Origin of the sequence: Buttiauxella cochleicola, assembly GCF_021282435.1 — a bacterium.
Lineage (GTDB): Bacteria > Pseudomonadota > Gammaproteobacteria > Enterobacterales > Enterobacteriaceae > Buttiauxella > Buttiauxella massiliensis.
The window spans coordinates 1,129,714-1,154,084 of sequence record NZ_JAJSOT010000001.1 but is presented as its reverse complement, the minus strand read 5'-3'; the positions used below and the strand labels follow the sequence as shown (position 1 = coordinate 1,154,084).

The 24,371-nt window shown below is 50.1% G+C and carries 22 protein-coding genes; 19 read left to right on the top strand and 3 right to left on the bottom strand.

Translation table 11 applies throughout. From position 1 onward, the window contains the following. Positions 1-100 precede the first annotated feature (100 nt). Together flgK and flgL are read left to right on the top strand one after the other, a co-directional pair. Positions 101-1,774: a flagellar hook-associated protein FlgK gene (gene flgK / locus LVQ77_RS05275; protein WP_232903868.1), complete on the top strand. Its 1,674-nt coding sequence runs from the start codon at positions 101-103 to the stop codon at positions 1,772-1,774. A 16-nt stretch (positions 1,775-1,790) separates the two neighbouring features. Continuing rightward, positions 1,791-2,753 (top strand): flagellar hook-associated protein FlgL, encoded by a 963-nt coding sequence (flgL, locus tag LVQ77_RS05270; RefSeq protein ID WP_232903867.1) that lies wholly within the window; start codon positions 1,791-1,793, stop codon positions 2,751-2,753. A 234-nt stretch (positions 2,754-2,987) separates the two neighbouring features. On the opposite strand, the gene rne is transcribed toward flgL, so the two are convergent. Further along, on the bottom strand, positions 2,988-6,236 hold the full coding sequence (gene rne, locus LVQ77_RS05265; RefSeq protein ID WP_232903866.1) for a ribonuclease E: 3,249 nt from the start codon (positions 6,234-6,236) through the stop codon (positions 2,988-2,990). Positions 6,237-6,809: 573 nt separating this feature from the next. Between rne and rluC the strand changes: the two genes are divergently transcribed. After that, positions 6,810-7,766 carry a 23S rRNA pseudouridine(955/2504/2580) synthase RluC gene (rluC, locus tag LVQ77_RS05260; RefSeq protein ID WP_232903946.1) on the top strand — a complete coding sequence of 319 codons (957 nt, stop codon included), beginning with the start codon at positions 6,810-6,812 and terminating at the stop codon, positions 7,764-7,766. Between the two features lie 38 nt (positions 7,767-7,804). Here the strand turns inward: rluC and LVQ77_RS05255 are convergent, their stop codons facing one another. Beyond that, complete coding sequence (locus LVQ77_RS05255; RefSeq protein ID WP_232865538.1) at positions 7,805-8,389, bottom strand: Maf family protein; 585 nt, start codon at positions 8,387-8,389, stop codon at positions 7,805-7,807. A gap of 140 nt (positions 8,390-8,529) precedes the next feature. On the opposite strand from LVQ77_RS05255, the gene yceD reads away from it, so the two are divergent. The 14 genes from yceD to ptsG all read left to right on the top strand — a co-directional run bounded on the left by yceD (position 8,530) and on the right by ptsG (position 20,783). Continuing rightward, positions 8,530-9,051: a 23S rRNA accumulation protein YceD gene (yceD, locus tag LVQ77_RS05250; protein ID WP_034456169.1), complete on the top strand. Its 522-nt coding sequence runs from the start codon at positions 8,530-8,532 to the stop codon at positions 9,049-9,051. Positions 9,052-9,067: 16 nt separating this feature from the next. Then, a complete protein-coding gene (rpmF, locus tag LVQ77_RS05245) occupies positions 9,068-9,238 on the top strand; it encodes a 50S ribosomal protein L32 (protein ID WP_034456167.1) in 171 nt (56 codons plus the stop codon). Positions 9,239-9,249: 11 nt separating this feature from the next. Beyond that, positions 9,250-10,284: a phosphate acyltransferase PlsX gene (gene plsX, locus LVQ77_RS05240; protein ID WP_232865537.1), complete on the top strand. Its 1,035-nt coding sequence runs from the start codon at positions 9,250-9,252 to the stop codon at positions 10,282-10,284. A gap of 5 nt (positions 10,285-10,289) precedes the next feature. Beyond that, positions 10,290-11,243: a beta-ketoacyl-ACP synthase III gene (locus tag LVQ77_RS05235; RefSeq protein ID WP_232903865.1), complete on the top strand. Its 954-nt coding sequence runs from the start codon at positions 10,290-10,292 to the stop codon at positions 11,241-11,243. A gap of 17 nt (positions 11,244-11,260) precedes the next feature. After that, positions 11,261-12,190 carry an ACP S-malonyltransferase gene (fabD, locus tag LVQ77_RS05230; RefSeq protein ID WP_232865535.1) on the top strand — a complete coding sequence of 310 codons (930 nt, stop codon included), beginning with the start codon at positions 11,261-11,263 and terminating at the stop codon, positions 12,188-12,190. A 13-nt stretch (positions 12,191-12,203) separates the two neighbouring features. After that, positions 12,204-12,938, top strand: a complete 735-nt coding sequence (fabG, locus tag LVQ77_RS05225) for a 3-oxoacyl-ACP reductase FabG (protein ID WP_034456162.1) — start codon at positions 12,204-12,206, stop codon at positions 12,936-12,938. 155 nt (positions 12,939-13,093) lie between these two features. Continuing rightward, positions 13,094-13,330 (top strand): acyl carrier protein, encoded by a 237-nt coding sequence (gene acpP / locus LVQ77_RS05220; protein WP_034456161.1) that lies wholly within the window; start codon positions 13,094-13,096, stop codon positions 13,328-13,330. 87 nt (positions 13,331-13,417) lie between these two features. Beyond that, a complete protein-coding gene (gene fabF, locus LVQ77_RS05215; RefSeq protein WP_232865534.1) occupies positions 13,418-14,659 on the top strand; it encodes a beta-ketoacyl-ACP synthase II in 1,242 nt (413 codons plus the stop codon). Between the two features lie 114 nt (positions 14,660-14,773). Continuing rightward, a complete protein-coding gene (gene pabC / locus LVQ77_RS05210) occupies positions 14,774-15,574 on the top strand; it encodes an aminodeoxychorismate lyase (protein ID WP_232903864.1) in 801 nt (266 codons plus the stop codon). Between the two features lie 10 nt (positions 15,575-15,584). After that, the gene (yceG, locus tag LVQ77_RS05205; protein ID WP_151992589.1) at positions 15,585-16,607 is read left to right on the top strand and encodes a cell division protein YceG; all 1,023 of its coding nucleotides are present in this window, start codon (positions 15,585-15,587) and stop codon (positions 16,605-16,607) included. After that, positions 16,597-17,235, top strand: a complete 639-nt coding sequence (gene tmk, locus LVQ77_RS05200) for a dTMP kinase (RefSeq protein ID WP_151992588.1) — start codon at positions 16,597-16,599, stop codon at positions 17,233-17,235. Before yceG ends, tmk begins: the two co-directional genes overlap by 11 nt. Continuing rightward, positions 17,235-18,242: a DNA polymerase III subunit delta' gene (gene holB / locus LVQ77_RS05195; protein ID WP_232903863.1), complete on the top strand. Its 1,008-nt coding sequence runs from the start codon at positions 17,235-17,237 to the stop codon at positions 18,240-18,242. Before tmk ends, holB begins: the two co-directional genes overlap by 1 nt. A gap of 11 nt (positions 18,243-18,253) precedes the next feature. After that, positions 18,254-19,048 (top strand): metal-dependent hydrolase, encoded by a 795-nt coding sequence (locus LVQ77_RS05190; RefSeq protein ID WP_151992586.1) that lies wholly within the window; start codon positions 18,254-18,256, stop codon positions 19,046-19,048. Between the two features lie 301 nt (positions 19,049-19,349). Then, on the top strand, positions 19,350-20,783 hold the full coding sequence (ptsG, locus tag LVQ77_RS05185; protein ID WP_232865532.1) for a PTS glucose transporter subunit IIBC: 1,434 nt from the start codon (positions 19,350-19,352) through the stop codon (positions 20,781-20,783). A gap of 241 nt (positions 20,784-21,024) precedes the next feature. Here ptsG and fhuE read toward each other — a convergent pair whose 3' ends face one another. After that, on the bottom strand, positions 21,025-23,214 hold the full coding sequence (fhuE, locus tag LVQ77_RS05180; protein ID WP_232865531.1) for a ferric-rhodotorulic acid/ferric-coprogen receptor FhuE: 2,190 nt from the start codon (positions 23,212-23,214) through the stop codon (positions 21,025-21,027). A 367-nt stretch (positions 23,215-23,581) separates the two neighbouring features. On the opposite strand from fhuE, the gene hinT reads away from it, so the two are divergent. Together hinT and LVQ77_RS05170 are read left to right on the top strand one after the other, a co-directional pair. Further along, a complete protein-coding gene (gene hinT, locus LVQ77_RS05175) occupies positions 23,582-23,938 on the top strand; it encodes a purine nucleoside phosphoramidase (protein ID WP_034494554.1) in 357 nt (118 codons plus the stop codon). Between the two features lie 4 nt (positions 23,939-23,942). Next, positions 23,943-24,317, top strand: coding sequence for a YcfL family putative periplasmic lipoprotein (locus LVQ77_RS05170; RefSeq protein ID WP_151995516.1), 375 nt, complete (start codon positions 23,943-23,945; stop codon positions 24,315-24,317). Positions 24,318-24,371 lie beyond the last annotated feature (54 nt).

The window sequence follows — 24,371 nt, the reverse complement described above, 5'->3', positions numbered from 1 at the left end:
TTCCTGCAACTCGAATTATTTAGAGCTAACACCTCAAGTGTTGCCAGACGCTGCCGATACTTACCAACAGGAATCGTGATTAACGCGCTAAGGAAATTTCATGTCCAGTAGCCTGATTAACAGTGCCATGAGTGGCCTGGGTGCTGCCCAGGCGGCACTGAATACTGTCAGTAACAACATTTCTAACTATAACGTCACAGGCTATACCCGCCAGACTACCGTGTTGTCGCAGTCGCAAAGTACGCTTGGCGCAGGTGGCTGGATTGGTAATGGCGTACAGGTCAGCGGTGTGCAACGTGAATATGATGCGTTCATCACTAACCAACTGCGTGCGGCACAAACGCAAAGCAGTGGTCTGAATACTCAGTACCAGCAAATGTCTAAAATTGACAATATTCTGTCTGGCACTACAAATACCCTCGCAACAACCATGCAGAGCTTTTTTAGCGGCTTGCAGACTCTGGTTAGTAACTCCGAAGACCCGGCTGCGCGTCAGGCATTGCTCGGTAATGCCAACGGCTTGGTTAACCAGTTTAAGGTGACCGATCAGTATCTACGCGACCAGGATAAGCAGGTGAATACCAGCATCCAGAGCAGCGTGGAGCAAATCAATAATTACGCCAGCCAGATTGCCAATCTGAACAACCAGATTTCGCGCCTGACGGGTGTGGGCGCAGGTGCAGCCCCGAACGATCTGCTCGATCAGCGCGACCAACTGGTTAGTGAGTTAAACCAGATTGTCGGTGTTGAAGTCAGTGTTCAGGATGGCGGTACTTATAACGTCTCCATCGCGAATGGTTTGTCCCTGGTGCAGGGTGATAAAGCCAATAAACTGGCGGCAGTCCCTTCCAGTGCTGACCCTTCACGCACTACTGTTGCGTATGTTGACCCAGTTTCCGGCACTAAGGAAATCCCGGAAAACCAATTGAGCAGCGGTACGCTGGGCGGCGTGTTGACCTTCCGTTCTCAAGACCTTGATAGCGCTCGCAACCGCCTGGGGCAACTGGCTCTGACATTTGCCGATGCGATAAATCAACAACATGGCAAAGGGGTTGATGCCAATGGTGATGCTGGCGGCAAGTTCTTTTCAATCGGTGGGCCGACAGCCTGGGGGAATGCCAACAATGTCGCTAAAGATACCTCGCTTAAAGTAAGCATGACGAACAGCTCGGAAGTGCAGGCCAGCGACTACAAAGTGGTCTATGACGGCAAGGACTGGCAAGTCACGCGCCTGGCGGATAATAAGCAATTCAAAGCCACGCTCTCCACTGATGGCAAAAGCATGAGCTTTGATGGTCTGAAACTTGATATTAGCGGTACGGCGCCGAGCGAAAATGACAGCTTCATAGTTAAACCTGTTTCTGACGCTGTTGTGAACATGGGCGTGCTGATTACCGACGAAAGTATGCTGGCCCTGGCGGGTGACCCTAATGGTGGCACCGGCAATACCAGCGGTGGTGCAAGCGACAACCGTAATGCCCAGGCAATGCTGGATTTGCAAAGTGGCAAAATCGTTAACGGTAACAAATCGTTTAACGATGCGTATGCGAGCCTTGTAAGCGATGTTGGCAACAAAACCAGCACGCTGAAAGTCACCAGCACCACACAAAACAACGTGGTCACGCAGTTGAGTAACCAACAGCAGTCTATCTCTGGCGTCAATCTCGACGAAGAGTACGGTAACTTGCAGCGTTTCCAACAATATTACCTGGCCAATGCCCAGGTACTACAGACGGCATCAACTCTGTTTGATGCGTTACTGTCCATTCGTTAATTAAGGAATCTGGCGTATGCGTATCAGTACCGCAATGATGTACCAACAGAACATGCGCGGCATAACTAACTCGCAAAGTGAGTGGTTGCGTTATGGCGAGCAGATGTCGACCGGTAAGCGAGTTACTAAACCTTCTGACGATCCGATTGCTGCATCGCAGGCCGTAGTGCTGTCTCAGGCTCAGGCACAAAACAGCCAGTATGCGTTGGCGCGTACCTTTGCAACTCAAAAGATTTCGCTGGAAGAAAACGTGTTAGGGCAGGTGACAACAGCTATCCAGTCAGCACAAGAAAGAATCGTTAACGCCGGTAACGGTACGTTAAGCGATGACGACCGTGCATCACTGGCGACCGATCTGGAAGGTATCCGCAATCAGATATTGAACCTTGCCAACAGTACGGACGGCAACGGGCGCTATATTTTTGCGGGTTATAAAACGGATTCGGCACCGTTTAGCGGTGGGGCCAACAGCATCACTTATACCGGTGGTAGTACATCGGTAACTCAGTCTGTAGACGCATCTCGCACCATGACCGTAGGGCATCTGGGCTCAGAGATTTTCGAGTCACTGACCAGTAATGCGGTGCCTGAACCGGGTACTGGTACGTCTGAGAAGAGTCTTTTCAATATGCTTGACTCAGCTATTGCGACGCTGAGAACTCCAACAGAAGGTCTGGATGACACTCAGAAAGCTGACTTGGGCGCGGCTATTGATAAAACCAACCGTGGGTTGAGAAACTCCCTCAATAACGTGCTGACTGTACGTGCTGAACTCGGTACGCAGCTGAACGAGCTGGATAAGCTTGATGAGCTAGGTAGTGACCGCGCATTAGGCCAGGCTCAGCAAATGAGTGATTTGGTTGATGTGGACTGGAACTCGGCTATTTCTTCTTATGTGATGCAGCAGGCAGCTCTTCAGGCCTCTTATAAAGCTTTCAGCGATATGCAAGGGATGTCCTTGTTCCAGCTAAACAAATAAGCTTTAACATTTTGGGTGTGCCATGAAACTGGGCACGCTTTATATGCCCGCTTCTGCACCCCAGAGTGGGCTTTTTTTTTTGCCTAAAAATAGAGGGTAAGGGGGGCGCTGGCAATTTCCCTATGAATAGACAAATTGCTTTTGTAGGTAGGATCCGGGTTGCTACATGACAGCACACGCAGAAATAAAAAAGCCGACCAGAGTCCTGGTCGGCTTTTTAGCAACGCTTAGCGATTAGTCAGTGCTTTGCGGGCGTGTTGCTGGTGCTGCTGCCTGATGAGTTGCACTGCTACCACCGGCAGAACCGCGACCACTAAAGTCATAAGTTGGGCGTACCCAATCACTTTGACGTGGTGATTCTGGCGCATATTCCGGTGCTGGAGCACGAGTCATCGGTGCCGTCGCATGCTTAACGGCGTGAGCAACTACGGCTACTTCTGCAGGGGCTGCTTTCACTTCTGGCACAGTTTCAGCGGCAGTTTCTGCAACAGCTGCTTCTTGAGTAACAGAAGTTTGCACTTCAACGACATCGACTGGTTTTGTTTCTTCAACCGGAGCCACTGGCACAGTTTCTGCAACAATAACCGGCGCTTCCTGAGCCACTTCAGCGGCCTGCTGCGGATGAGTTTCTACAATTACTTCATCTTGTGCAGGTGCAACTTCGTCAATCACTTGTTCAGCGACAACGTCATCTTCAGGAGCAATCAGGTGTGGTTGCTCGCTAACTGGCGTTGCAATCACTTCCGGATGTGTCGTTTCAACATGTGCAGTCTCAACAACTGGTTGTGAAATAATCACTTCTGGAACTTCTTGCTCGTGAGAGACGAAGACCGGGGTACGGTCAACGTTGTCGTACTGCGACTCTTCTTGCGAACGGGCAACCGGATAGCTAATCCAGGCTTTACCAGAGGCCAGTTCAGGAGAAGCACATGCTACGATCAACGGCATTGGCGACTGTGCTGGGTAACGCTCATCACGGTAACGACGACGACGCTGGCCACTAACACGTAAATGACGTGGAGAGCGGCGAGAACGGCGCGGCATACCGTTAGAGTCGTTACGTGAATCGTTGTTGTCTTCTTGCTCAACAACTGGCTTCTCGATAACGGCTGGTAACGGGATAGTTGCCAGTTTAGTGTGGGTAACTGGTGCTGCAACTGTTTCAGCGATTTCAGGGGTAGCCACAACTTCAACAGCAGAATCCTGAGCTGATTCGAAGCGAACTTTCTGGCTCAGCTGACGCTGTTTACGACGAGGCATAACCTGGACGCGTTCTTCCTGCTCAGTCTCGACTTCAACTTCTACAGTTTCATCACGTTGCAGAACTTTAACTTCTTGTTGCGCCTGACGCTTGTCATCGCTACGACGACGGTTGCGCTCACGACGTGGTTGCTGCTCGTCGCGTGCTTTTGGCTTCTCAATTTCTTCAGCAACTGCAGGGCGGTTTTCACGCACTTCAGTATTTTGCTGCTGACCCTGACGGCGATTACGGCGGTTATCGTCGCGGTCACGGTTTTCACGCGGCTCGCGGTTGTCACGATTTTCGCTGCGATTTTCTCCACGGCCTTCGCCACGATTGTCACGATCGCGGTTATTACGATCGCCACGGTCGTTACGATCACGACGGTTATTCTGGCGACGGTTATTACGGCGATCCTGATTTTGACGTTGACCTTCAGTCTCAGTAGGTTTTGCTTCCTGAACTTCTTTGCTTTCAGTAGTTGGTTCACCTGCGAACAGGTTTTTCAACGCACCGAAGAAGCGGCTAAGCAAGCCAGGCTGCTCTGTTGTTGCTACTTTCGCAGCTACTGGTTTAGTCACTGGAGTTTGCACCGCAGTTGCCGCAGGAGCTGACTCAGGCGGAGCTGGCGGCACTTCAGGCATCACGAAGGTTGCCAGTGCAGGTTGCTCAGGGCGTTTACGCTCTGCGTACTCTTCTTCAGACGGCACAGCCATCTCTTCTTCATACCGCTTCGGCAGCATGTAGCTCAGAGTTTTGCTTTCTTCGCCTTTACGTACGCGCAATACGGAATAGTGTGGAGTTTCCATCTGATCGTTAGGAACGATGATAGCTTTCACACCACCCTGACGGGTTTCAATCGCGCTCACCGCATCACGTTTTTCGTTCAGCAGGTAGGAAGCAATTGGCACCGGAACAATCGCGTGAACTTCTTGCGTGTTCTCTTTCAGCGCTTCTTCTTCAATCAGACGCAGAATGGAGAGAGCCATGGATTCGTTGTCACGCACCGTACCTGTTCCGCTACAGCGCGGGCAGACGTGGTGGCTGGACTCGCCCAGAGAAGGGGAAAGACGTTGACGAGACATTTCCAGCAGGCCAAATCGAGAGATATGGCTGATCTGGATACGGGCGCGGTCTTGACGTACGGCTTCGCGCAGACGGTTTTCTACCGCGCGCTGGTGGCGCACAGGCGTCATGTCGATGAAGTCGATAACAATCAGGCCACCGAGGTCACGCAAGCGCAGTTGGCGCGCGATTTCATCAGCAGCTTCAAGGTTGGTATTGAATGCCGTTTCTTCGATATCGCCGCCGCGAGTTGCGCGCGCGGAGTTGATGTCGATGGCGGTTAATGCTTCGGTGGAGTCGATAACAATCGAGCCGCCGGAAGGCAGGCGAACTTCACGCTGGAACGCGGATTCAATCTGCGATTCAATTTGATAGTGGCTAAACAGCGGGATTTCACCGGTGTAGAGCTTAATTTTGCTGCTGAAATCAGGACGACCCAACGCGCCGATATGCTGGCGAGCCAGTTCGAGCACTTTCGGGTTATCGATAAGAATTTCACCGATATCCTGACGCAGATAATCACGGAAAGCACGGACGATAACGTTGCTTTCCTGATGGATAAGGAATGGAGCCGGGCGATTTTCTGCCGCTTTCTGAATGGCTTCCCAATGCTTCAGACGGAAACTTAAGTCCCATTGCAGTGCTTCGGCGGATTTACCCACGCCAGCTGTACGTACAATCAGACCCATGCCATCTGGCAGTTCAAGAGAAGACAGTGCTTCTTTCAGTTCGGTACGATCGTCACCTTCAATGCGGCGGGAAATACCACCAGCACGTGGGTTGTTAGGCATCAGTACCAAATAACTACCCGCCAGGCTAATAAAGGTGGTTAAGGCTGCGCCTTTATTACCACGTTCTTCTTTATCAATCTGGACAATCACTTCCTGGCCTTCGCGCAGAACATCTTTGATGTTTGGACGACCATGTGATGAATAATTAGACGGGAAATATTCGCGGGCAATTTCTTTAAGGGGAAGGAAACCATGACGTTCCGCGCCGTAATCTACAAATGCCGCTTCCAGACTTGGTTCAATACGGGTGATTTTGCCTTTATAGATGTTGGCTTTTTTCTGTTCGTGTCCAGGACTTTCAATATCCAGATCGTACAGGCGCTGCCCATCTACAAGGGCGACACGCAACTCTTCTTGCTGAGTCGCGTTTATTAGCATTCTTTTCATCGTAACTTACTCATTATTCTTACATTGGTGACAGAGCTACGGGCATGGTGACGCTGACCGGGAGTGAACCGATGGCCTCGTGACTAAACGCATTAAGTCGCCAACCTCACGGTTGTCGCTTGCTGAGAGGCGCAAAGTGTCGGTAGCCTGTATTTCATACGGAAATACAGCGCAATTATCGTGGGAATAACCTTAGAAAATTTCTTAAGAGTTGATTCCATTTTACCGGTCAGGCTGCAACCCGCAGCCCGCTAACTGCCTGAAAGTACAATACGTCTTACGCCATTGCTGCGTGGATGAACATTCAGGCAAAACTGGTAATTCCGCAAAATTCCTTGTTCTAACAAGTATCAACACGGAAAACCGCAACATTATTCCATTGCTAACCTTATTATAGCAAGATGACTTTTGCCTTTGATGCCTCGTTTCTTACAGTTTTTTAACTCACTTTTTCGCTGTGCGTCGCAGAAATTTGAAAAAGGAGAGTCAGGCGACTTAAAACCAGGCAATTTCTCAGTTAAGCACATAAAAATGAGTGGCGCTATGCGCGCACGCTATTTAGAATCGCCGACCATGAAAACTCAGACACCTTCAGTACAAATCGTTGCCATTTCGTCCGACGAAGCCGGGCAGCGTATCGATAACTTTTTGCTCTCGCGCTTAAAAGGCGTACCGAAAAGTATGATTTATCGCATTTTGCGTAAAGGCGAAGTGCGCGTGAATAAAAAACGCATCAAGCCTGAATATAAAATTCAGGATGGTGACGAAATCCGTATTCCACCAGTTCGCGTTGCTGAACGTGAAGAAGAGGCGGTTTCCCCGCATCTGCAAAAAGTGGCGGCATTGACCGATGCGATTCTCTATGAAGACGACCACATTCTGGTACTAAATAAGCCATCGGGTACGGCAGTCCATGGCGGCAGCGGTCTGAGCTTCGGTGTAATTGAAGGGTTGCGTGCTTTACGCCCCGAAGCGCGTTTCCTTGAGCTTGTGCACCGTCTGGACCGTGATACTTCCGGGATTTTGCTGGTTGCGAAGAAACGTTCTGCATTACGTTCGTTACACGAGCAACTGCGTGAAAAAGGAATGCAGAAGGATTACCTGGCGTTAGTTCGGGGCCAATGGCAATCGCATGTGAAAGCTGTGCAGGCTCCGTTGCTTAAGAATATTTTGCAAAGCGGTGAGCGCATTGTGCGCGTAAATAGCGAAGGGAAACCTTCAGAGACGCGTTTTAAAGTGGAAGAACGTTACGAGTTTGCCACACTTGTGCGTTGTAGCCCGATTACCGGGCGAACTCACCAGATTCGTGTGCACACGCTGCATGCAGGCCACCCGATTGCGTTTGACGATCGTTATGGCGATCGTGAGTTTGATAAGCAACTCGCAGGAACGGGTCTGAATCGCTTGTTCTTGCACGCTGCGGCCTTGCGCTTCACTCATCCTAACACCGGTGAAATTATGCGAGTTGAAGCACCGCTGGATGAGAAACTAAAGCGTTGTCTTACTGTATTGCGTAACAACGCGCGCTAGTTGTTGCTGCCAGGGTGGAGCTATCCACCCTTGGCCACTTATATCAGCAGCGGATTGACACCTTCGTTGCGCAGCATTTCACCCAAGCTAATAAGCGGCAGGCCCACCAGGGTATTGGGATCTTTTCCTGAAAGCCGCTCAAACAATGTAATGCCCAAGCCTTCACTCTTAAAACTTCCGGCACATTGCAACGGCTGTTCTTTACGCACGTAATTGCGGATTTCTTGCTCACTCAGATGACGAAAATGCACATCAAAGGGTTCGCAAATCACCTGTAAATTCCCTGCGGAGGAATTATAAAGTGCAAGGCCGGTATAAAAAGTAACAATACTGTTGCGCGCAATCAGCAATTGTTCGACTGCTTTTTCTTCTGTGTGCGGCTTGCCGACGATGTTCCCTTCTAAAACGCAGACCTGATCTGAGCCGATAATCAAATGATTTGGGTACTCCGGGCTCAACGCCTGTGCTTTGGCTTGCGCCAGTCGCATGACGAGATGACGAGCATCCTCACCGGGAATTGGCGTTTCATCGACCTGTGGGGCCGCGGTGATAAAGGGCATGCCGAGCTTTTCAAGCAGCTCTCGACGGTATGGCGAAGTTGAGGCCAGAACAATTTGCGTCATATTTTTTTCATTAATGATAGCGATCCGAGAAAAGGCATTTTAAACTATGCCACCGCAATGTGTGCGAATAAGTAGAAAAGGCACTGTTTACAGGCTTTTTCTTTGACTCTATGACGTTACAAAGTTAATATGCGCGCCCTATGCAAAAAGTAAAATTACCCCTGACTCTCGATCCGGTTCGCACGGCTCAAAAACGCCTTGATTACACGGGTGTTTACACCCCTATTCAGGTGGAGCGTGTCGCCGAGTTTGTAGTCAGTGTAGACAGTGATGTGGAATGCGATATGTCATTTGCCATCGATAACCAACGCCTCGCAGTTCTTACTGGTGATGCGAAAGTTTCGGTAACATTGGCGTGTCAGCGTTGCGGAAAGCCATTTGCCCATCAGGTTTACACACAGTATTGTTTTAGCCCGATCGTCAAAGACGAGCAGGCTGAAGCACTCCCGGAAGGATATGAACCAGTTCAGGTCAACGAATTTGGTGAAATCGATCTTCTGGCGTTGGTTGAAGATGAAATTATCCTCTCCTTGCCAGTTGTTCCGGTGCATGATTCTGAACACTGTGAAGTGTCCGAGGCGGACATGGTATTTGGCAAACTGCCTTCCGAGGCGGAGAAACCAAACCCATTTGCCGTATTAGCCAGTTTAAAGCATAAGTAATTAAGGAGTAAGGTCCATGGCCGTACAACAGAATAAACCAACCCGTTCTAAACGTGGCATGCGTCGTTCCCATGACGCGCTGACCACAGCAGCAGTGTCCGTGGACAAAGTTTCTGGCGAAACTCATCTGCGTCACCACATCACCGCCGACGGTTTCTACCGCGGTCGCAAGGTTATCGCTAAGTAATTGGCGATACCTTGAGACGTCTAACCCTTGCGTTAGATGCCATGGGTGGGGACTTCGGTCCTTCCGTGACAGTGCCTGCAGCATTGCAGGCACTGGACTCTAACTCTCAGCTAAACCTTCTATTAGTCGGCGACCCCGACGCCATCACGCCATTACTTGCCAAAGCTGATTTTGAAAAACGCTCTCGTGCGCAGATAGTTCCTGCAGAGTCGGTTATTGCCAGTGATGCAAGACCATCGTATGCGATCCGAAATAGTCGCGGATCCTCGATGCGAGTGGCGCTTGAGTTAGTAAAAGAAGGGCGAGCAGAAGCTTGCGTCAGTGCAGGGAATACCGGTGCTCTGATGGGCCTGGCCAAACTATTGCTCAAACCGATTGAAGGGATTGAGCGCCCGGCGTTGATGACAGTATTGCCGCATCAGCAAAAAGGTAAAACAGTCGTGCTTGATCTTGGCGCGAATGTGGATTGTGACAGTAATATGCTGGTGCAATTTGCGATAATGGGTTCAGTGATGGCTGAGGAACTCCTCGGCATCAACTCTCCACGTGTCGCATTGCTGAACATCGGCGAAGAAGAGACGAAAGGTCTTGATAGCATTCGCGATGCTTCAGCTTTATTAAAAACAATGCCTTCTATCAACTATATTGGTTATCTTGAAGCGAACGAGTTGTTGACGGGAAAAACCGACGTGCTGGTCTGCGATGGTTTTGTCGGTAACGTCACCCTCAAGACGATGGAAGGGGTTGCAAGGATGTTCCTCTCGCTTTTGAAATCACAGGGCGAAGGGAAAAAAAGGTCGTGGTGGCTAATTATATTGAAGCATTGGTTACAAAAAAGCCTGACAAGGCGATTCAGTCACCTCAACCCCGACCAGTATAATGGCGCCTGTCTGTTAGGATTGCGCGGCACAGTGATTAAGAGTCACGGAGCGGCCAATCAGCGAGCGTTTGTTGTCGCGATAGAACAGGCAGTGCAGGCGGTGGTGCGGCAAGTCCCTACACGGATTGCTGCCCGCCTGGAATCTGTATTACCCAAGAGTGACTGACGTACATGTATACGAAGATTATTGGTACTGGTAGCTATCTGCCAGAACACGTGCGTACCAACGCCGACCTGGAAAAAATGGTGGATACTTCTGACGAGTGGATTGTCACCCGCACAGGTATTCGTGAACGTCGAATTGCTGGGCCAGATGAAACCGTTGCAACAATGGCTTTTGCTGCGGCTACGCGTGCGCTTGAAATGGCAGAAATCGATAAGTCTGAAATTGGGCTGATTATCGTTGCCACAACTTCTTCAACTCACGCTTTCCCAAGTGCTGCCTGCCAGGTACAGGCAATGTTAGGGATTAAAGGCTGCCCTGCATTTGATGTTGCAGCCGCTTGCGCAGGTTTTACCTACGCATTAAGCGTGGCAGACCAATATGTGAAATCCGGCGCAGTAAAAAAAGCGCTGGTTATTGGTTCTGATGTGCTGGCCCGTACTTGCGATCCTACCGATCGCGGCACAATTATTATTTTTGGTGATGGTGCAGGGGCGGTTGTACTGAGTGCTTCTGAAGAGCCTGGTATCATTTCAACCCACCTGCATGCTGATGGTAGCTATAGTGAACTGCTGACGCTACCGAATGTCGATCGCGTGAATCCTGAAAATTCGATTCACCTGTCGATGGCTGGTAATGAAGTCTTTAAAGTCGCAGTTACAGAGCTTGCGCACATTGTTGATGAAACCCTTGAGGCGAATAATCTGGATCGTTCCGATCTGGATTGGTTGGTTCCGCATCAGGCTAACCTGCGCATTATCAGCGCGACGGCCAAAAAACTCGGCATGTCACTCGATAATGTGGTCGTTACCCTGGATCGTCACGGTAATACCTCTGCAGCTTCTGTTCCGGCAGCGCTGGATGAAGCGGTACGCGACGGGCGGATTAAACGTGGCCAACTGGTATTGCTCGAAGCCTTCGGCGGCGGCTTTACCTGGGGTTCAGCACTGGTTCGTTTTTGATTATTAGGGATTTAACCATGACTCAATTTGCTTTTGTTTTTCCAGGGCAAGGTTCGCAAGCGGTAGGTATGCTGGCAGAAATCGCAGCAGCGAATCCTGTTGTTGAAGCAACCTTCCGTGAAGCTTCAGATGTGCTGGGCTATGATTTGTGGGCGCTGACTCAACAAGGTCCGGCTGAAGAACTGAACAAAACCTGGCAAACTCAGCCAGCATTGCTGGCAGCCTCTGTCGCATTATGGCGTGTCTGGGAGCAGCTGGGTGGCAAAACCCCTGCAATGATGGCAGGACACAGCCTGGGCGAGTACTCTGCTCTGGTTTGTGCTGGCGTCATTGATTTCGCAGATGCGGTGCGTCTGGTTGAATTACGCGGCAAATTGATGCAAGAAGCGGTCCCAGCGGGCACAGGCGCAATGTATGCCATCATCGGTCTTGATGATGCGTCTATTGCAAAAGCCTGTGAAGAAGCAGCTCAGGGCGAAGTGGTTTCTCCGGTGAACTTTAACTCACCAGGTCAGGTTGTGATTGCGGGTAACAAAGACGCTGTAGAGCGTGCCGGTGCAGCTTGTAAAGCCGCTGGTGCAAAACGTGCTCTGCCACTGCCTGTTAGTGTGCCATCTCACTGTGCATTGATGAAACCTGCGGCAGATAAACTTGCCGTTGCGCTGGAAGATATTACTTTCAATACTCCAGTTGTTCCGGTTGTGAACAACGTTGACGTGAAATGTGAAACCTCCCCGGAAGCTATTCGTAGTGCTCTGGTACGCCAGCTCTACAGCCCGGTACAGTGGACTAAATCAGTAGAATTTATGGCAGCGCAGGGTGTGACCCAGTTGCTGGAAGTAGGGCCTGGTAAGGTATTGACTGGCCTAACAAAACGTATTGTTGACACACTGACTGCATCGGCCATTAACGAGCCGGTAGCGATGTCAGCAGCGCTCGAGCAATAAGACGAGGAAAACCATGAGTTTTGAAGGAAAAATTGCGCTGGTAACCGGCGCAAGCCGCGGTATTGGCCGCGCAATCGCGGAAACCTTAGTGGCCCGTGGTGCGAAAGTTATCGGTACTGCTACCAGTGAAAGCGGTGCGCAGGCGATCAGTGACTATCTGGGCGATAACGGCAAAGGTTATATGCTTAATGTCACCGATCCAGCTTCTATCGAAGCTGTTTTAGGAAATATTCGCGCAGAATTTGGCGAAGTCGACATTCTGGTTAATAATGCCGGTATCACTCGTGATAACCTGTTAATGCGCATGAAAGATGACGAATGGAACGATATCATCGAAACCAATCTGTCATCAGTTTTCCGTCTGTCAAAAGCGGTAATGCGCGCTATGATGAAAAAGCGTCATGGTCGTATTATCACTATTGGTTCTGTGGTTGGTACCATGGGAAATGCTGGTCAGGCTAACTACGCTGCGGCGAAAGCGGGTCTGATCGGTTTCAGTAAATCTCTGGCACGTGAAGTTGCGTCACGAGGTATTACTGTAAACGTTGTTGCTCCGGGCTTTATTGAAACGGACATGACACGTGCGCTTTCTGATGAACAGCGTGCGGGTATACTGGCGGAAGTTCCAGCGGGTCGTTTAGGCGACGCAAAAGAAATCGCCAGTGCTGTTGCATTTTTAGCCTCTGACGAGGCGGGTTACATCTCTGGTGAGACCCTGCACGTCAATGGCGGAATGTACATGGTTTAACCGCAAGATAAAACTATTTGCGTTATTTGGGCGAATGCCCGCAAAATAGCGTAAAATCGTGGTATGACCTGCCGGGATTTAGTTGCATCTTTTTCAACATTTTATACACTACGAAAACCATCGCGAAAGCGAGTTTTGATAGGAAATTTAAGAGTATGAGCACTATCGAAGAACGCGTTAAGAAAATTATCGGCGAACAACTGGGCGTTAAGCAGGAAGAAGTTATCAACTCCGCTTCCTTCGTAGAGGACCTGGGCGCTGATTCTCTTGACACCGTTGAGCTGGTAATGGCTCTGGAAGAAGAGTTTGATACTGAGATTCCGGACGAAGAAGCTGAGAAAATCACCACCGTTCAGGCTGCCATTGATTACATCAACGGTCACCAAGCGTAAGTGAACATCTCCAGGCGGTCATTCGACCGCCTGAGTTTTATCTAAGTGTCCCACTAGTAATATTTTTTCCCTCCCTGGAGGACAAACGTGTCTAAGCGTCGTGTAGTTGTGACCGGACTGGGCATGTTGTCTCCTGTCGGCAATACCGTAGAGTCTACCTGGAAAGCTCTCCTTGCCGGTCAGAGTGGCATCAGCCTAATCGACCATTTCGATACTACCGCCTATGCAACGAAATTTGCTGGCTTAGTAAAGGATTTTAACTGTGACGACATCATTTCGCGCAAAGAACAGCGCAAAATGGATGCCTTCATTCAATATGGAATTGTTGCTGGCCACCAGGCCATGCTGGATTCTGGTCTGGAAGTAACGGAAGAGAATGCAATCCGTATCGGCGCCGCAATTGGTTCTGGTATTGGTGGTCTGGGTCTTATCGAAGAGAACCACTCCTCGTTGGTCAACGGTGGTCCACGTAAGATCAGCCCATTCTTTGTGCCGTCTACTATTGTGAATATGGTGGCAGGTCACCTGACCATTATGTTCGGCCTGCGTGGTCCAAGTATTTCCATTGCTACAGCGTGTACTTCTGGTGTGCATAACATCGGTCAGGCAGCGCGTATGATCGCTTATGGCGATGCAGACGCTATGCTGGCAGGTGGTGCAGAAAAAGCCAGTACTCCGTTGGGCGTGGGCGGCTTTGGTGCTGCGCGTGCACTTTCTACCCGTAATGAAAACCCACAAGCGGCGAGCCGTCCGTGGGACAAAGACCGTGATGGCTTTGTACTGGGTGATGGTGCGGGCATGATGGTACTCGAAGAGTACGAACATGCTAAAAAACGTGGCGCGAAAATCTACGCAGAAGTCGTTGGTTTTGGTATGAGCAGCGATGCTTATCACATGACTTCTCCGCCAGAAAACGGCGCGGGTGCGGCACTGGCCATGGAAAATGCTCTGCGTGATGCAGGTCTGACTCCGGGCATGGTGGGCTATGTGAATGCGCATGGCACCTCAACACCTGCAGGCGATAAAGCTGAAACGCAAGCGGTTAAGACTATTTTTGGTGAAGATGCCTACCGTGTTCTGGTGAGCTCAACCAAGTCTATGACCGGTCACCTGTTAGGTGCTGCTGGAGCGGTAGAGTCAATCTTCTCTGTTCTTGCACTTCGCGACCAGGCTATTCCGCCAACCATTAACCTCGATAATCCTGATGAAGGGTGCGATTTGGACTTTGTCCCACATGAAGCGCGCCAGGTAACAGGAATGGAATACACTCTGTGTAACTCCTTCGGGTTTGGTGGTACAAACGGCTCGTTGATCTTTAAAAAGGTCTAACCTGCTAATAATAAAGGGCTCGCTTGCGGGCCCTTTATACATCTAAAGTTCCCCCCTCTTGCTGCAAATCTTCCACACTGGCACTCTTAATTCACGGAACATTGAGGAGCGATGATGTATTTAATCAATGGTGAGTTAACGGCAAATCTACCGGCGAACGATCGCGCAGTGCAGTTTGGCGATGGTTGTTTTACGACGGCACGGGTCAAAGACGGTAGCGTTCGCTTTTTAGCGCAGCACCTTGGGCGTTTAAAACAAGCCTGTGAAAAACTTCTTATCCCGTTTGTCGAATGGTCAGTGCTGGAAAGTGAAATGCAGCAGCTTGCATTGTCACAATCACAAGCCGTACTAAAAGTGATGATCACTCGTGGTAGCGGTGGGCGCGGTTACAGTGCAGCAAATTGCCAACATCCGACACGGCTACTCAGCGTTTCAGCTTACCCTTCGTTTTATCCACGATGGCGTGAGCAGGGGATTACCCTGGCATTAAGCCCCATTCGATTGGGCATTAATCCGCATCTTGCCGGAATTAAACACCTGAACCGGCTCGAGCAAGTGCTGATTCGTACGCATCTTGAACAGACGCAAGCCCTGGAAGCCCTGGTTCTTGACAGTGATGGGTGGCTTACGGAATGCTGTGCCGCTAATTTATTCTGGCGTAAAGGATCTCAGGTCTTTACCCCTTATATGGATAAATCTGGTGTAAACGGCACGATGCGCCAGCATATTATTGCCTGTCTTGCAGACTCACCCTGGCAAGTAACGCAAGTGCGGGAGCGTCCTGAAAGTCTGGCTCAAGCCGACGAGTTACTCATTTGCAATGCATTGATGCCGGTTGTCCCTGTGAACCAGGCTGAATTATGGCGATTTGAATCTCGCGAGCTTTATCAATTTTTAGCACCACTTTGTGAGTAACCGATTAACGATGAAAAAGATGCTACGTTTCTTTCTGCTGCTGTTAGTGGTATTTGGCGTGGCGGCAGGCGTTGGCTTATATAAAGTCCGTCAGCTCGCCAACAGCCATCTGACCATTGCGCAAGAAACCATTTTTACCCTTAAACCTGGAACCGGGCGCCTGGCGTTGGGTAAACAGCTTTATGATGAAAAGCTGCTAAACCGCCCGCGTGTATTCCAGTGGCTGCTTAAAGCTGAACCCGATCTCGCGAAATTTAAAGCGGGTACTTACCGCTTTACGCCGCAAATGACAGTGCGTGAGATGCTCAAACTGTTAGCGAGCGGCAAAGAAGCGCAGTTCCCTATTCGCTTTGTGGAAGGGACTCGCCTGAGTGACTGGCTTAAACAATTGCGTGAAGCGCCATACATTCAACACAAGCTTAAAGATGACAGCTATGCGACCGTCGCCGAGGCATTAAAATTCGAAAACCCGGAATGGGTTGAAGGCTGGTTTTTCCCTGACACCTGGCTGTACACCGCAAACACCACAGATATTGCCCTCTTAAAGCGTGCCCATGAGCGGATGCTCAAAGCGGTGCAGGTTGCCTGGGATGGTAAAAAAGAGGGGCTACCGTACAAAACGCAAAATGATTTGGTCACTATGGCCTCGATCATCGAGAAAGAAACGGCTGTTGCAGCAGAGCGCGATCAGGTCGCATCGGTGTTCATCAACCGTCTGCGTATCGGCATGCGTCTGCAAACTGACCCTACGGTAATTTACGGCATGGGTGAAAGCTACAACGGTAAGCTGTCACGTAAAGATCTTGAAACGCCTACACCGTATAATACTTATGTGATTAGCGGTATGCCGCCTGGGCCAATTGCGATTCCAGGTAATGCATCGCTACAGGCTGCCGCTCACCCTGCGAAAACGCCGTATCTCTATTTTGTCGCTGATGGAAAGGGCGGCCACACATTCAATACCAACCTTGCTGGCCATAACCAGGCTGTGCAGGTGTATATCAAAGCGCTGAAGGATAAGAATGGTCAGTAAATTTATCGTCATTGAAGGGCTCGAAGGAGCAGGGAAAACTAACGCGCACAACGTGGTAGTTGCGACTTTAAAAGAGCTGGGAGTAACCGATCTGGTGTTCACGCGTGAGCCCGGCGGTACCCCTCTTGCTGAGAGATTGCGCGAGCTGACGCTGAACAACAAAGGTATCGGTGATGAAATCGTTACTGATAAAGCCGAAGTGCTGATGTTCTACGCGGCACGTGTGCAACTGGTGGAAACGGTTATCAAACCGGCATTGTCACGTGGTGCCTGGGTGATAGGCGATCGCCATGATCTCTCTACTCAGGCTTATCAGGGTGGTGGTCGTTGCATCGATCAGGAATTACTGATGGCGCTGCGTAACACCGTGCTTGGTGATTTTTATCCGGACCTGACGATTTATCTCGATGTCACGCCAGAAGTGGGTCTGACACGTGCGCGTGCGCGTGGCGAGCTAGACCGCATCGAACAGGAGTCTGTCGACTTCTTTAACCGCACCCGTGCGCGTTACCTTGAACTCGCAGCAGCCGACAGCCGTATTCATACGATTGATGCAACACAATCGCTGGATGAAGTGTCGCAAGACGTGCGTAACGCCGTACTTGAGTGGGCTAAGGGGCTGGTGTAATGAAATGGTATCCATGGTTACGCGCGCCGTTTGAGCAAATACTCAGCCAGTATCAGGCCGGGCGTGGGCACCATGCATTACTGCTTCATTCATTGTCCGGTATGGGTGATGACGCGTTAATTTACGCGCTCACCCGCTGGTTGATGTGCCAGAAACCACAAGGGAGTAAAAGCTGCGGCCAGTGTCGCAGTTGCCAGTTGATGCAGGCCGGTACGCACCCGGACAGCTATGTGGTTGCACCCGAGAAAGGCAAATCAAGTCTCGGGATTGACGCCATCCGCGAAATTACAGAGAAGCTTTACAGCCACGCTCAGCAGGGCGGGGCAAAAGTCGTCTGGCTTGAAGATGCCGGACTGCTTACTGAAGCGGCCGCCAATGCGCTGTTAAAAACGCTTGAAGAGCCGCCAGCGAACACCTGGTTTTTCCTGGGTAGCCGCGAACCGGCTCGTTTACCCGCCACGCTCAGAAGCCGCTGCCTGTACTGGTATTTGACTCCACCGGATGAAAATTTTGCCCTTGCCTGGCTGGCACGGGAAATCACGCTTGATAACGCACAATTGCGTGCTGCGTTACGTTTAAGTTCTGGAGCACCAGCAGGCGCTTTGGCGTTGCTGCAACCCGAGCAGTGGAAACATCGGCAGTTGCTGTGTGACAAACTCAATGAGGCCTGTGCGACTAAAAACATGCTGGCGTTATTGCCTGCGTTAAATAGCGATGATGCAGCTGTCCGTGTTCACTGGTTATGCTCTCTTTTGGTTGATGCACTAAAATGGCAGCAAGGGGCTACACCTTGGTTGACCAATGATGACCAACACACATTGGTAGCAAACCTTGCCTCCAGCGCAACCCCCGCGATGCTACAAGCTATACTGCATAGTTGGTTTTCATGCCGTGAAACACTGTTAAGTGTTGTGGGTGTGAACCGAGAATTAATGCTGACTGAACAATTGCTCACCTGGGAGCGTTTAATGCAACCGGGTGCTGTCCTTCCTACCTTCCATCTTTAAAGAGTATTTGTATGTTCCTGGTTGACTCACATTGCCATCTTGATGGCCTCGATTATCAATCCCTACACAAAAGCGTCGATGATGTCCTGGAAAAAGCTGCCGCGCGCGATGTGAAGTTCTGCCTTGCAGTTGCGACGACGCTAGAAGGTTATCGCGATATGCGTCAGTTGGTGGGCGAGCGCCAGAACGTAGCTTATTCGTGTGGTGTACACCCGCTAAACCAGGCCGAAGAATATGATGTTGAAGAACTTCGCCGCCTGGCCGCAGATCCGGGTGTGGTGGCAATGGGGGAGACCGGGTTGGATTATTTCTATACTCCGGAAACCAAGCCACGCCAGCAGGAATCATTCCGCCATCACATCCAGATTGGCCGCGAGCTTAACAAACCAGTGATTGTTCATACCCGTGATGCTCGTGCCGATACCCTGGCCATTCTGCGCGAAGAGAAAGTGACAGACTGCGGTGGGGTACTACACTGTTTTACGGAAGATAGAGAAACTGCTGGAAAATTGCTCGACATGGGCTTTTACATCTCTTTCTCCGGCATTGTGACCTTCCGCAATGCTGAACAACTCAGGGATGCGGCGCGTTATGTGCCACTGGATCGCATACTGGTGGAGACTGATTCACCTTATCTTGCGCCAGTACCGCACCGCGGTAAGGAAAACCAACCGGCAATGACGCGCGATGTAGCGGAATATATGGCGGTACTGAAAGGTGTTTCACTTGAGGAATTGGCCGTTGCGACGACAAAAAACTTCGCCACTTTGTTCCATATTCCTGACTCCCGCTTGCAATCCGCATGATAAATCAGACTTATTTTAAAGCTCGTAATTAATTATCTAAGCGAGTAAAGTTCACCGCCATAAAAATGGCGGTGAAGGCTGTTTTTGTAACATTCAGATACGCATAATGTAAACTTATGAAAGTTTTTCACTGGGCTGTTTGAGAAACGTGATAGCCGTCAAACAAACTTTCTTCGATTTATTTTACTCTGCGTAATAAATCAAAAGGCACTTAGATGCCTGTTAATGGGCTGGATCTCCCCCCAGACCGATGCGCATAACGCGTAAAAAAAAGCACAAATACTCAGGAGCACTCTCAATTATGTTTAAGAATGCATTTGCTAACCTGCAAAAGGTGGGTAAATCGCTGATGTTGCCAGTATCCGTACTGCCTATCGCAGGTATCCTGCTGGGCGTCGGTTCTGCAAACTTCAGCTGGCTGCCAGCAGTGGTTTCTCATGTTATGGCGGAAGCGGGCGGTTCAGTATTCGCCAACATGCCGCTTATCTTTGCTATCGGTGTGGCGTTAGGCTTCACGAATAACGATGGCGTTTCTGCGCTGGCTGCTGTAGTCGCTTACGGCATCATGGTTAAAACCATGGCAGTTGTTGCACCGTTGGTTCTGCATCTTCCTGCAGAAGAGATCACCGCAAAACACCTGGCTGATACCGGTGTTCTGGGCGGGATCATCGCGGGTGCGATCGCGGCCTACATGTTTAACCGTTTCTACCGTATCAAGCTGCCTGAGTATCTGGGCTTCTTCGCCGGTAAACGTTTCGTGCCGATCATCTCTGGTCTGGCTGCGATCTTCATGGGCGTTGTGCTGTCCTTCATCTGGCCTCCAATCGGTACGGCTATCCAGACCTTCTCTCAGTGGGCTGCATACCAGAACCCGGTTGTTGCGTTTGGTATCTACGGCTTCATCGAGCGCTGCCTGGTACCATTCGGTCTGCACCACATCTGGAACGTTCCATTCCAGATGCAAATTGGTGAATACACCAACGCTGCAGGTCAGGTATTCCACGGCGATATCCCACGTTATATGGCAGGTGACCCAACTGCGGGCAAACTGTCTGGTGGCTTCCTGTTTAAAATGTACGGTCTGCCTGCTGCGGCTATCGCAATCTGGCACTCAGCTAAACCTGAGAACCGTGCAAAAGTCGGCGGTATCATGATCTCCGCTGCGTTGACCTCGTTCCTGACCGGTATTACCGAGCCAATCGAGTTCTCCTTCATGTTCGTCGCTCCAATCCTGTACCTCATCCACGCGGTGCTGGCAGGCCTGGCGTTCCCAATCTGTATCCTGCTGGGTATGCGTGACGGTACTTCGTTCTCACACGGTCTGATTGACTTCATCGTGCTGAGCGGTAACAGCAGCAAATTGTGGCTGTTCCCAATCGTTGGCTTGTGCTACGCGGCTGTGTACTACACCGTGTTCCGTGTGCTGATTAAAGCGCTGGACCTGAAAACTCCAGGTCGTGAAGACGCAACTTCAGAGACTACGACCACTTCCACAAGCGAAATGGCACCAGCTCTGGTTAGCGCTTTCGGCGGTAAAGAAAACATCACTAACCTGGATGCGTGTATTACCCGTCTGCGTGTTAGCGTGGCCGACATTTCTAAAGTCGACCAGGCTGGCCTGAAGAAATTGGGTGCAGCAGGTGTAGTTGTAGCTGGTTCAGGTGTTCAGGCAATCTTCGGTACTAAATCCGATAACCTGAAAACTGAAATGGATGAGTGGATCCGTAACAGCTAAGAAGTCGTTGGGGAGAACTGAGGGAGGCCATTGGCCTCCCTTTTTTATTGCCATCACATAGCCGTCATATTTCAAGTCGCAGGGGTGTTGGCTGCGTTCTCTCACCCCGGTCACTTACTTTAGTAAGCTCCGGGGATTCGTTCTCTTGCCGCCTACCTGCAATCTGAATTATTTAGGCAATATTGTGGAAATTAATTTGCTTTGTAGGGCGGATAACTTGCGTCATCCGCCATGGAGAAGACTAGAAAGCGTAATTAGCGCTTACAGAGAAGTTGCGTGGTGCGCCGTAGACGATGGAACGGCTGTCGATGTTGGTGTCGTAAGTTTTATCGAACAGGTTATCGAGGTTCGCCTGCATGGAGAATGCTTTTGTAACCTGATAACGGGCAAACAAATCAACCAACGCATAACTGCCTTGTTCCGAACGGAAAGTACCACCCGGTACTGGAACATCCGCCCACACATGATCTTGCCAGTTAACACCACCACCCACTGTTAGCTCGCGCAGTGTCGGGATGCGGTAACTGGTGAACAATTTAACTGAAGTGCGAGGCAGGTTAGGGTTAACCGCTTTACCATCGCTGTCTTCTGCAACATAGCGTGTTGCACCAAATGTCATCTGCCAGTCATCAGTCAGCGCGCCGTTGATCTCAAACTCCACACCTTTACTTACGGTACCATCAGCTTCACGGTAGGCTGTCTCACCGTTGCTGTCTGGAATTACCATGCCGGTCGATTGCGCGAGGTTATCTTGCTCAATACGGAAGATGGCAAGAGACGTGGTCAGGCGGCTATTCATCCAGTCTGATTTCACACCTGCTTCATAGTTATTACCGGTGATGGGGGTGAGGTAGTTGCCTTGCTCATCGCGTTCGGTTTGCGGCTTAAAGACTGAGGTATAGCTTGCGTAAGTTGACCAGTCATCATTGATATCAAACACCACACCGGCGTAAGGCGAGGTGTTATTTTTTTCAAGTTCCTGGGTCAGGGTATGCAGGTTGTATTTGGTATAACGTGCGCCGAGGATCACGTGCAAAGGGTCGGCTAGAGTAATACGAGTCGCCATATAAGCAGACTTCTGGCGAACCGTATCTTCCTGAGCGAGACTCAACGGCGTCCAGTTGGTTTCCGGGAAGTTACCGTCATAGTCATTGTAATTACCTAGCTGGGTATCGCTGATATTTTCCCAGGAGCTGTAATAGGTGTTGTTCTGTTTGGTATAGCTGGTGCCAATCATTAGTTCATGCTGGCGGCCAAAGAGCTCATAAGAGCCATTGGCAAAGGTATCGAGAGCATCAACTTTGCGTTTACCTGTGTTGTAACCCGTGCCACCCACATAGGGGTAGGATGCGCCATATGGGCTAACCATCATGCCGCTGTTCTTATCTACCAGTCCATCCAGGTAAAGCTGCTTACTCTCGAGGTCCATTTCCGTGTGCGTACCGTTCACCGTGAGCTGCCAGTCATTGCCCAACTTTTGCTTCAGAGTGACGAAGGTGCGCTGCGATTCTTTGTCGTTGTAAGCCCATTCAGGGGCCGTGCTGTAACTGCGATCCGGATCAGTTTTGCTGCCATCGGTGTTCCAGCGCGGAATGCCACCCCAGGTCGGGCTGTTAACGTTGGTTTCCTGATAGTCATAACCGACTGAGAAACTGGTGGCCTCGGTCAAATCCGCATCGAGCACACCATAGAAGAATTTTTTCTTCTGATTGTAGCGGTCAAGCCAACTGTCGTTATCCTGGTAACCTGCAACCATGCGGCCGCGAACATTACCGTTGTCGGTCAGTGGCGTAGACATATCAGCAACATAGCGCTGTTTATTCCAGCTTCCATACTCTGCCGAAACGTTGGTCTGGAATTCACGGCTATCGGCATGTTTACGTACCATATTGACGGCGGCTGAAGGGTTACCGGAACCGGTCATCAGGCCATTAGCACCACGGACAACTTCAATCTGCTGATACATCGCGGTATCGGTCAGGGCGTCGCCCAGGTTCCAGCGCGATTCAAACAGCGTTGGGATACCATCGACCATGTAGTTGTCTATTAAAAATCCGCGCGAGTAGAAGTTGCTACGGTCGGAGTCGGCAACACTTTCGGATATACCCGTGGTGTTTCTCAGTACATCGCCCAGTGACTCCAGATTCTGGTCCTGCATGCGCTGTTCGCTGATGATGCTAACGGACTGCGGAATATCACGCGGTACCAGCAACATTTTCGTCCCGCTGGTGGTGGTTTTAACACTGTAATCCTTATCTTCTATATCGGGTGTATTGGACACCGAGTTTTCGACAACCAGCGTTTCTTCTGCATTTTGAGTGGCGGAGAAAGCGGTAGAAGGAAGGAGTGCGAAAGCAATACAGGATGCCAGCATAGAAATAGCGCTGGCAGGTGCGCGCTGCCCATCCCTGGTAGAAATGGTTAAAGACATCTTAAAACCCTTATGAATTGTTGGAGGTTGTGTCTCAGTGCCAAAGGAGTCCGGTCACGGAGTACATTGATTGTTTGCGATTTTACATATGTCATACGAATGAAAATGCAAATGAGAAATATACTCATTCATTGACAGGCTGTAAACATATGTTACAGCCCAAATGAAATATCGTTTTAATCACGAGAAGTGCAGGGTTTACGAAAGATCTGAGAAGCTGGTTGCCCAAAGAGTGATAAAGAAATAATGGGTTAAGGTTGAAAGAGCACGAGTAACTCGCTCATACTCTTACGTTATGCCTTTAAGCCTGTGCGCGCAGTGGCTTAAACGAGCAAATAGCCAGCAATTAATGAATAAAGGTAACGTCATGGCCGAAGAAACTATTTTCAGTAAAATTATTCGCCGCGAAATTCCGGCAGATATCGTTTATCAAGATGAGTTAGTTACTGCATTCCGTGACATATCGCCGCAGGCACCTACCCACATCCTCATTATTCCGAACATACTGATCCCAACAGTGAACGATGTCACTGCCGAGCATGAATTGGCGCTGGGGCGCATGTTGACCGTTGCTGCAAAAATTGCTGAGCAAGAAGGGATTGCTGAAGATGGCTATCGTCTGATCATGAACTGTAATCGTCATGGCGGGCAGGAAGTCTATCATATCCACATGCATCTGCTGGGCGGTCGCGTGTTGGGGCCGATGTTGGCGCATAAAGGATAAGTTGATGAAAAATAACCCGCTGTTAATGCTATTAGCCGTCGTTGTGATGGCAGGGTGTAGCTCTAAACCTGCTATCCCTGTCAACGATGGGCAAACGCTGGTCATGGAGGCATCTGTGCTGGCGGCGGGAGTCAGTGCTGAAAAACCTGAAATTTCAACTGACAAGGGCGCCACTGTTTCTCGCAGCCAGCTATATAATGAACAGTCTAACCCAGTCATCATCAACTATCGTTTCTATTGGTATGACGAAAAGGGTCTTGAGATTCATCCTCTCGAGCAGCCGCGTACGATTACGTTACCAGCGAAATCAAGCGTTTCGGTGTCATCCATAGCCAGTTATCCAGACGCACATAAAGTTCGTCTTTCTCTCTCTTTGTAAGGGGTGAATTTTGATTAAGGGAATCTATCGTTATCTGGTTATTCTCGCTGCGGC